General features: G+C 75.8%; 6 protein-coding genes and 1 pseudogene. 2 read left to right on the top strand and 5 right to left on the bottom strand.

What is annotated here, in order from left to right; genetic code table 11:
* Both B0E53_RS29635 and B0E53_RS29630 read left to right on the top strand, forming a co-directional pair.
* Positions 1 to 181: pseudogene (locus B0E53_RS29635) on the top strand (nucleotidyltransferase domain-containing protein); the annotation flags it as partial.
* Positions 182 to 236: 55 nt separating this feature from the next.
* The gene (locus B0E53_RS29630; RefSeq protein WP_246835665.1) at positions 237 to 1328 is read left to right on the top strand and encodes a hypothetical protein; all 1092 of its coding nucleotides are present in this window, start codon (positions 237 to 239) and stop codon (positions 1326 to 1328) included.
* A gap of 16 nt (positions 1329 to 1344) precedes the next feature.
* Here B0E53_RS29630 and B0E53_RS29625 read toward each other — a convergent pair whose 3' ends face one another.
* From B0E53_RS29625 to B0E53_RS38030, 5 genes are all read right to left on the bottom strand, one after another.
* The gene (locus B0E53_RS29625; protein ID WP_107079018.1) at positions 1345 to 2202 is read right to left on the bottom strand and encodes a peptidoglycan-binding protein; all 858 of its coding nucleotides are present in this window, start codon (positions 2200 to 2202) and stop codon (positions 1345 to 1347) included.
* 508 nt (positions 2203 to 2710) lie between these two features.
* Complete coding sequence (locus tag B0E53_RS29615) at positions 2711 to 4408, bottom strand: hypothetical protein (protein WP_107079016.1); 1698 nt, start codon at positions 4406 to 4408, stop codon at positions 2711 to 2713.
* Positions 4405 to 6204, bottom strand: coding sequence for a hypothetical protein (locus tag B0E53_RS38035; protein ID WP_168215445.1), 1800 nt, complete (start codon positions 6202 to 6204; stop codon positions 4405 to 4407). Before B0E53_RS38035 ends, B0E53_RS29615 begins: the two co-directional genes overlap by 4 nt.
* A gap of 41 nt (positions 6205 to 6245) precedes the next feature.
* Positions 6246 to 8087, bottom strand: coding sequence for a hypothetical protein (locus B0E53_RS29605; RefSeq protein WP_168215444.1), 1842 nt, complete (start codon positions 8085 to 8087; stop codon positions 6246 to 6248).
* The coding region (locus B0E53_RS38030; protein WP_210406262.1) for a hypothetical protein at positions 8084 to 8816 on the bottom strand (733 nt) is incomplete at its 5' end. The genes B0E53_RS38030 and B0E53_RS29605, both read right to left, overlap by 4 nt.

The raw sequence follows: 8816 nt of genomic DNA, 5'->3' as shown, positions 1-8816 counted from the left end.
CTGCCGCGACGGCGTCTGGCTGGGCAAGGTGGACGCCGGGCGGCGGCTCGCGGCCGACGACCCGGACGGCGGGCTGATCCGCCGGTCGATCGCGGCCCGCCGGGGCGGCCCGCCGCCGGCCGGACCCGAGGCCCGCGCCTTCCAGCAACGGGTGCTGGACCGGATCACCGGAACGCATTGACGCAGGTCGTCGCCCTACTGTAAACAAGGCGTACTGAACAGTCGGGGAGGCTCCCATGCGACGCTCGGTACTCCTGGCCGCACTCCTGCTCGTCCTCGCCACGACCGGTCCGGCCGTCGCCGCGCCCCCGCCCGCGCCGCTGGCGGCCACCCCGGTCCAGGTCTACGGCGCCTGGCACTGCGGCGACGACTTCTGCACCTGGGGCACGGCCCGGACGGTCGCCCAGTTCGACAGCCAGAACCACTGGCTGATCGACCGCGGCGACGGCCGTCCCTCGGTCAACCTCGTGGTGCTGAGCTTCGTCAACCCGCTCGACCTGCTGCGCCAGACCACCGACGCCACCACCCTGGACGGCGTGCCGCGCGGCATGACCGCCGAGATCGTGCAGTACTTCACCGCCCGCGGCGTCCGGGTGATGCTCTCCATCGGCGGCATCACCTACACCGACGACTGGGACACCGCGCTCGCCGAGAACCCCACCCTGCTCGGGCAGCGGGCCGCCGCGGTGGCCACCCGGCTCGGCGTCGGCATCGAGATCGACTACGAGCAGAACACCGGCCCGAACCTGGCCGGCCTCCAGTCCTTCATCGACGCCTACCGGGCGGTCCATCCCTACGACGCCACCGGCGCGCGCCCGCCCGCCCGGCTCACCATCGACGTGGCCGCCGGCGACCGCTGGCTGATCGACCTCAACCGCAAGGCCACCGCCGACTGGTTGCGCACCGACGCCCCGGTGCTCGACTACGCCAACGCCATGGTCACCGCCCGGCCCGCCTCGGCCAGCACCGCCCAGGCGGACTGGCAGGAGCACGTCGACGGCAAGCCGCAGTACAGCCCGCCGGTGCCCCCGCTCGCCCCGGCCAAGTTCACCGGAGCGGTCTACCTGGCCTACGGCGGCAAGCCGCTGCCCGAGTGCGTCAACTACGCCAACTCGGTGCAGAAGGCCGCCGCCCCGTACGTGCAGAGCGTCGCCCCGCACGGCGCGGGCAGCACGGCCGGCATGCTGGGCTTCATGTTCTGGGCGGCGGAACGGCCGGCCACCCGGGGCATCGGCACCGTGCCGCCGAACACCTGCGAGGGCGGCGCGGGCGCCGGGGCGACCGCGCTCGCCGTGCCGGTGCCGATGCCGGCGCTGCGGCAGGGCTGACCGGGGTCCCGCCCGGTCAGTAGGTCACCCGCACGCCCATCTGCCCCCAGGTGAGCCGGCCCACGACGCCGTCGTCGGCGAGCCCGCGCATCCGCTGGTACCAGCGGACCCCGTCCTCGGTGCGCGCATCGAAGTCGGCCCCGGCCGGGCCGCACCGGCTGGCCCCGATGAACCGCTTGACGAACGCCACGTCCTCGCCGCTGCTGCCCCGCTTCAGCGTGCGGCACCCGGGCGCCCGTCCCGGCTGCGGCTGCGGCCGGGCGGTGGCCTGTCGCAGGGCGGCCAGGGTGGCCGGGCCGACGATGCCGTCCACGGTCAGCTTCCGGGCCTGCTGGAAGGCGCGCACCCAGGCGGCGGTGCGCAGGCCGAAGGCGCCGTCGACGGTGAGCCGGGCGGTCAGGCGGTTGGCCAGGGTCTGCAACTCGCGCACGTCGCTGCCCCGGCACCCGTTCTTCAGCACCCGGTCGCCCAGCCGGATCACCGCCGCCGTGGCGATTCCCCACGGCCGCGGGCTGTCCTCCAGCGACCGCTGGTGGCTGACGCTGACGTGCAGGTGCTTCTGGTGCGGGTTGCTGCCGGTGTACCGGGCGGCGGTGAAGCCGCGGGTCCGGCTCCAGATCGTCCGGTTCCAGATCACGTACTGGCAGGACGGGTGGGTGATGGCGTGCCGCACCACCAGCAGCGGGTCGATGCCGTCGACGTCCACGTCGAGGGCGTTGACCGAGGCGTCGTCGCCGTCCGGGTTGTGGTCCGAGCGGCGCGCCTGGTGCGCGGCGTCGCCGATCCAGCCGTCCGAGCTGTGGTCCCGGTGCGGCCACCGGGTGTTGATCTCCTCGCGCAGCACCCGCAGCGCGGGGGCCAGGTGGGCGCTCACGTCACTGCTCCTCTTCCGCGGCGAGGTCGTACTCGATCTCGTCGCCGATCAGGGTCTCCGGGTCGTCGTCCTCCTCGAAGACCGTCACCTGGTAGTCGGGGTCGAGGGTCGTGGTGTCCATCACGAGGCCTCCGCTTCCTGCTCGGGCCGGGGTCGCGCGGTGGCGCGAACACGCCGGCGGGGGTCTGCGTCCACTGTCGAAACCGCAGGTCACCGGGGCAACACCTGAGTCGGCTATCAGCGCGACGGCGACCCGAGCGGTCGCCGCCGGCCACCGATCGTGTGGGCCGGCCGCCGACCGGCCGGCGGGTCGCGGGGATCGGTGGAGCCGGCCGCTCCGCCGCCCCGGGCCGCCCGCTCACCCGATCGGACGACCCGGGGCGCCGCGCGCCCGCCGATGATCCACTCCAGCTCGCCGATCGCGGTGTCGGCGCCGCACGGGCACCGCCACCTCGCCGAGCCGGAGTCGGTCAACAGCGGAACGGCCGGCGTACGTCCCGGTCGGGTCTCACCCCACCAGCTCGGCCAGCGCGGTCCGGAGCGCGGCGGCCAGCTCGCTGCCGGACACCCCGGAGGCGTGCCCCGGCAGCGTGGCGAGGACGCGCGCGGCCACCGCGTCGGCGAGCGCGTCGACCTGGGCCGTGGTTGCGGGCCGGCCGGTCCCGACCGGCGGTTGAGCGGTGTCGACCGGCGACTGTGCGGTGTCGAGCGGCGGCACGCCGTCCGCCCGGCCGGACGGTTCCGGCGGGTCGGCGGTCGCGCGCGGCTCGGGCAGCCGGGCCAGCGCCGCCCGGACCGGGGCCGGGTCGGCGGCCTGCCGGGCGACGGTCTCGCCGATGACCCGGACCGTCTGCACGATCTCGTCGAGCACGCCGAGCGTGGACATGCCCTTCGGGATGCCGCCGCCGACGTACTGCCAGGGCAGGGCGCGGAGCTGGAGCGCCACCGCCGGGTCCTTGAGCAGCGCCAGGAACCGCGTGGCGTCGGACCCCGCCTCCTCGACCAGGCCCCACGGGCGCTGTTCCCGCTCGGCCGCCTCGGTGGACCGGATGCCGAGGTGCAGCCGGTCCCGGCCCGGGTCGGTGCCGGCGTACGGCCGCCGCGTCCAGCCGTCGTCCGCGCGGGCCGTGGCGCCGCCGTGGATCCAGTGCGCCGCCGACGGGTGGCGCTGGAACGCGGCCAGCAGCGCCGCCGTGTCCACCCCCGTGACGTCCACGTCGAGCGCGTCGACGGTGTCCCGGGCGTTGGGCCGGTGGTCGGCGTGGTGGGTGGCGTCGACAACGGTCCGGCCGGCGCCCGGCCAGCGCCGGGCCAGCTCGGCGCGCAGCGTCTCCAGGGCCGGGGCGAGCCGCCGGGGCGCCGCCGCCTCGGCGGCGATCAGCTCGCGCAGCGCCTGCTGCTCCGTCTTCCGTTCGGTGAGGTCGCCCTCGTCCCGGTGGTAGTGCGACCAGACCTGGCAGCCGTTCGCCTTGGCCCACGCGTGCATCCGCCGGTACCAGGCGGCGCAGCGGCTGCCGTCCGGATCCAGGTCGGCCGGGAAGCCGCCCGCCGTGGTGATCCGCGGATGGTTGATCTCGGCGATGCCCCACGGCTTCCCGGTGGCCCGGGCCAGCTCCACCATGATCGCCAGGGCGGAGGCGGGTTCCTCGTAGCCGGCCGGGCGGAACGGGTTGCGGGCCGTCGGGTCGTACGGGTACCAGTCGGCGAGGACCAGGTCCACGGCGTCGGCCTCGTGCTCCGGCCACCAGGTGCGCCAGTCGTTGACCCGGCGTCCGGCGGCGTCGACCCGGCGTACCCATTGCAGGGTCCAGCAGACCGCGAGCCGCAACCGGCCGTCGTGCCGGGCCGGATGGTCGCCCACCTGGGTGCGGGTCCGGGTCCACGAGGCGCGGAACGCGGCCGGCGCCGGGTCGCCGCCGGTCTGCTGCTCCGGCTCGTGGTGCGGCACCAGGATCAGCCGGCCGGTCCGGCCGGTGGCCTGCCAGGCCGCGACGAACGCGGCAGCGTCCACCTCGGGGTCCTTGTGCGAGACGATGACGTCGGCGTCGGCGGGTGCCTGGGCCAATCGTTGCCGCGGGTCGGTCCAGGCCGCCGCGGGCAGCCCGTCGCCCGGCCCGAAGAAGATCCGCACGCAGCTCGTCCCCGGGTAGGTGCCCAGCATGCCGGTCACCGTGCGGGTGCCCGGGCACCAGCCGGTCGGCATCATGCCGGCACCTCCACGGCGAGGGGCTCCAGGTCGGCGCGGATCGCGGTGACCTGCCAGTGGAAGCTGTGCGAGGCGGGGGAGCCGTCGACCGTGCGGACCCGGAACGCCCCGTCCCGGACCCGTCCGGCGGCCAGCGCGGAGACCGGCTCGTCGTCCTCGAAGACCGGGGTGAGCTGCACGGTCCGCCCCTCCGTCCGGGTCAGCGCCTCGAAGTAGGCGGGCAGCTCCACGGTGGCCGTGCCGTTCTCCAGCCGGCCCTCGCCGCGGTAGTAGACGCCGTTCTCCGGCCCCTCCAGTGCGGCGTGGATGAGCTGCCGGCGCCGCGTGGCGTCCGGGGGGTCCAGCGGGTGGTCGATGGCGAACTGCTTCGACTTGCCCTTGATGACGCCGGTGGCGGCGTTGAGGCTGATGGTGTAGCCGCTGGCCTCGCTGTTGCCGAGGTAGATGGCGCCGGAGGCGAACAGGTCGAACGTGCTGATGCCGCCGCCGCTCCAGGAGGCCAGCGGCGGGGTGGCCGGGCCGACCACCATCTTGCCGGTGACCCGCATGTCCCCGCCGAAGGAGCTGCGGTTCTCGACGAAGAGGCAGCCGCTGTCGGCGCCGCCGACGCCGCCGAAGCCGACGTGCACGCCGGCGGCGTTGAGCAGGTACAGCCGTTCCGGGCCGCCGATGTGCAGCCGGGTGCCGCCGTTGATCCAGGTCCAGTTCGGCATGTTCAGGTTTCCCGCGACCGTCAGCACGCCGCCGACGCTCAGGTCACCGTTGCCGTTGCCGTCCTTGACGACGCTGACCCCGCCGGTGGCGCGCAGGCCGAGCGCGCCCTCGGCGGTGACCGACAGCCCGCCGCGCCCACGCAGGCTCGCCGCGCGCAGTTCCTTGACCGCCAGGTCGGCGTACGGCTTGCTGCCCTCGGTGTAGGCCAGGCTCGGGCCGTCGGCGCTGCGGTCGACCAGCTCGAAGCCCTTGCCGGCGCGGAACGAGAACTGGGCGTGCTGCACGCTTGGCCCCCAGAAGCCGAGCGCGCTGACCACCTGACCGGCGCTCACGTTGGCGCCCTCCAGGCTGCCCAGGTGCAGCATTCCGCCGCCGATGCGCAGCCGGTCCGCGCCGTACTGGGTGAACGCGATCAGGTCGTCGGGGTCGTTGTTGTTGGCGATCCGCAGGATCGTGTTCTCCCCGCTGTACGGCCAGTAGCGGACGTACGCCTCGTCGCCCGAGCCGCCGCCCGGGTCGGTGGGGAAGGTGATGCCGGCCTGCGATCCGGCGCCCACGGCCGGCACGATCGCGCCGACCGGCACCCGGAGCCCGGCGGCCTGCCGGCCGGTGCCCTGCACGGTGACCGTGCCGCCGGTGCGGCTCACCTTGCCGAGCAGCACCGCGTGCGCCGGGTCGGTGGGGGCGGTGGCGCTGACCCTGACCAGCCCCTCCTCGGTCCACCGGGTCTCCGCGGCCACGCCGCCCTCGTCGCGCACGTCGGTCAGGAACTCGTGGTACTCGATCCAGACGAAGAAGGTGCCGTCGCCGGGAAGCGTGCTGCGCCGGCTCTCCGGCAGCACGATCACGTTGCCGTCGCCGTCGATCGCCACGCCCTGCGCGACCGTCACGTCGCCGCCGGTCGGGGTGAGGTCCAGGCCGCTGACCACGCCCACCGGGCGCAGCAGCCGGGCGGCCAGGTTCTGCCGGGCCAGCAGGTAGTCCAGCGCCTGGGTGAGGTCGTCGGCGCGCAGGTACTCGTAGTCGTAGTACCGGGGCCGCGCCATCGGCAGCGGCAGGTCCTTCTTCCAGATGATCGTCATGAGCAGTTCTCCGCTGTCTGTGTCGGTCGCGGGCGGGATGGTCAGCGCGGTTGGACGGTGTCGTAGCGCAGGCCGCTGGAGACCTCGCCCGCGCCGCTGCGCCGGGTACGGCCCAGCCAGAGGTGCACCGAGCCGTCGGCCCACCGGGCCAGTTGCCAGCGGCGCAGCACCCGGCTGCCGGCGCGGGGCACCTCCTCCTCGGGGAAGGCCAGCTCGACGAGGCGGCCGTCCCGCTCCCGCCAGTCGAGCAGCCGGCTGTGGCCGGTCACCGCGACCGGCGCGCCGTCGCGGTTCGGCTGTTGCAGGGGCACCCGGCGCAGCCGGACCACGTCGGGGCGGTCCTGCGTCGGGCCGGGCAGCAGCGGCACCCAGTTCTCCGGCACCGTGGTGGCGAAGGCGTACGACAGCGCCGGCACGTCCGCGTCGGGGTCGGCCGGCGGGCGCGGCGGCACGGCCGCCCGGCCCACCTGGGCGGCGCGGTCGATCGGGCGGCCGGTGGCGCCGGTGACGGTGCGCTCGATAGCCCAGGCCAGGTTCGCCGTCTCGTCCCGGCCGAGCCGGACCTCCTCCACCGGCGCCGAGTCCAGGGTGGTGGCCGCGGTGGCCGGCAGGACCAGCACGTCGGCCGCCCCGCCGCCGGTGGCCCCGGACGGTCGGAACAGGGCGACGCCCTCGGCGGCGGCCGGCACCAGCGTCTGGTTGCCGAAGGTGTCGGTGACCAGCAGCGAACGCACCCGGGTGGCCGAGCCGACCGGCAGCTCCAGCGGGAGCAGGAAGTGGTCGTTGGCGTAGACCAGGCCGTACTCCAGCACGAACATCCGGGCCAGGTCGCCCGCGCCGGCGCCGATGCCGGCCAGGTTGACCCGGGCGTCCTCCAGCTCCCAGAACCGGGTGGACGGCATGCCGGCGTACGCGACCGGGGTGGGCAGCAGCACCTTCACCACGTCCTGGACCGCCGGCCGCGCCTCCAGCGTGGTGCCCGGCTCGTGGTCGAAGTGGTACCAGTCCAGCCGGTTCCCGTCGTACTCGTGCGCGGTGAGGACCAGTTCGGCCCGGCCGTCGTGCGCGGCGACGGCCGCCTCGTGCTCCAGCCGTTCCCGCAGCCACGCCGTCCCCTCCAGGCCGGGCGTGCTGTACAGCGGGGTGAAGTCGGCCGGCGGCCACGGTGGCGCGGCCGGCCGGGAGCCGTCCGGCGCCAGCACGGCGGGCAGTTGTAGCAGGTAGCCGGGGCGGGGGCCGGCCGGGCGGGGCGGCACGCCCAGCCAGGCGTACCAGTCGGCGACGGCCCGGTCCACGGCCGCGGTGAGCGCCGCCGGCACCGGGACCTCGCGGGCGAACCGGCCCTCGGCGCAGGCCCGCAGCGCCAGGTCCCCGTGCGGTACCCGGCCCGCGGCGATCCGCAGGTAGCCGACGGTCTCCGGGTCGGCCGCCGAGGCGCCGTCCGGCGGGGTCGACGGCACCGGGTACGCGGCGCACACCCGGCCCGCCAGCTCGCCCGCCCCGGCGGCGGCCAGCAGCCGCAGTAGCTGCTGTCCACTCTCCACGGCGTGGCGCAGGTCCCCGGCGGTCGCCGCCGCCTCCCGCTCCACGAGCGCCTCCCACGGCACCCCGACGGGCAGCCCCACGGCACCGCCGTACGGGCCGGGCCGGTAGCGGGTGAACCGGGCGACCTCGGCGTGCACCCGGGCGGTGACCGGGGAGCCGGCGTCCTCGCCGGTGAACTCGCCGAGCTGCCACTGCCGGGCGAGCAGCCAGAGCGGGTCGGCGATCCGGGCGTCCACGGCGGGCGCCAGGTCGGCCCGCCGGGTCCGCGGCTCCAGCCGGGTCCAGGTGGTGACCGACGGCCCCTCGGTGACCGTGCGCGGCTCCTCGACGGTGGTCATCGGTTGGCCTCCTGTCCGCCCTGCGGGGTCAGCGTCGCGTCCGGCACGAAGTCGGTGGTGGTCGTGCTCTCCGCCACGTTGGTGGGAAAGTGGAGGGCCGGCAGGAACTGCCCCGCCGCGCCGATCGAGTCCAGGTCGACGGCCCGGGCCAGGGCCAGGTCCAGCGCCTCCTCCAGCACCTGGGCGAGGCCGGCCGGCTGCCAGTTCGTCGCGCCCTGCGGCGCCAGGCCGAGCAGCACCGCCTGCGGGGCGGCCGCGCCGGGCGCGTCGTACTCGAAGGTGAGGCCGGTCTGCACCTTCTCGGCCGGCACCACCTCGGTCCACTCGTCGACCACCAGGCCCTGCACGGGGCGGGCCGGGTCGATGCCGCCGGGGGACACCACCACCAGCGACAGCGGCTCGGTGCCGGCCCTCGGCGCCGCCTCGCCGACCCAGCGGTCGCCCGGGGCGTACGGCAGTTGCGCCACCCGGACCGTGGCGGGCACCTTCACCACGCCCCCGGCGTCGAGCGCGTCGGCGCTGGTGAGCACCTCCTGGAGCCGGCCGACGGCCGGGCGGACCCGGCCGTAGCGGGACAGCCAGCGGCGTACCGGATGGGGTGACCCGCCCTGGAGCGCGTCGCTGGCGGCCAGGGCGGTGGCCAGCTGGGCGGGCTGCGGCGCGGTCGCCCGGGGCAGCACCGGCAGGTCCGGGCCGAGCAGCGCACGCAGCCGGGCGATCTGCGCCTCC

The organism is Micromonospora sp. MH33 (assembly GCF_003013775.1).
Taxonomy (GTDB): Bacteria; Actinomycetota; Actinomycetes; order Mycobacteriales; family Micromonosporaceae; genus Micromonospora; species Micromonospora fulviviridis.
Note: the sequence above shows the minus strand (reverse complement) of the source record. Positions and strands in the feature narration are given on the sequence as shown.

What these genes read in the sequence shown, in the direction of transcription:
- B0E53_RS29630 (WP_246835665.1), top strand. Translation starts at nt 237, where the DNA reads ATGCGACGCTCGGTACTCCTGGCCGCACTCCTGCTCGTCCTCGCCACG.
- B0E53_RS29615 (WP_107079016.1), bottom strand. Translation starts at nt 4,408, where the DNA reads ATGATGCCGACCGGCTGGTGCCCGGGCACCCGCACGGTGACCGGCATG.
- B0E53_RS38035 (WP_168215445.1), bottom strand. Translation starts at nt 6,204, where the DNA reads ATGACGATCATCTGGAAGAAGGACCTGCCGCTGCCGATGGCGCGGCCC.
- B0E53_RS29605 (WP_168215444.1), bottom strand. Translation starts at nt 8,087, where the DNA reads ATGACCACCGTCGAGGAGCCGCGCACGGTCACCGAGGGGCCGTCGGTC.